At 66.0% G+C, this 338-nt stretch carries 1 protein-coding gene; it reads right to left on the reverse strand.

The window, feature by feature from the left end:
* On the reverse strand, positions 1-338 hold a 338-nt coding region (locus LRF89_RS13430; protein WP_238637399.1), incomplete at both ends, for a transposase.

The following is a 338-nucleotide window of genomic DNA, read 5'->3' on the forward strand; positions in this document are numbered from 1 at the left end:
GGGATCCCGTGCCGCCGGGCCTCCTTGCCCAGATTGCGGATGGCACGGGCGTAGAGCTTGGCGTCGGTGGGATAGGTGATCGCCTTCTCCTGGACGGTGGTGTCCACCGTGATCCGCTCCAGGCTCTGGCGCTTGACCAGGCCCTCGCGCCGGGCGGTCTCGATCGTCTGCGCGAGCAGCTCTTCGACGCCTTCCTCGCCGATGCGCTTGCGCCAGCGCGTCATCGATGAGGGGTCGATGGGCAGCTCGTGCTGGAAGTACTGCTCACCGCAGAAGAACTGGAAGTACGGCGACTCCAGCCAGCGCTCAAGAACGGCCTCATCGGAGAGGTTGGAGAG

The organism is Halorhodospira sp. 9621 (genome assembly GCF_022228055.1).
GTDB lineage: Bacteria > Pseudomonadota > Gammaproteobacteria > Nitrococcales > Halorhodospiraceae > Halorhodospira > Halorhodospira halophila_A.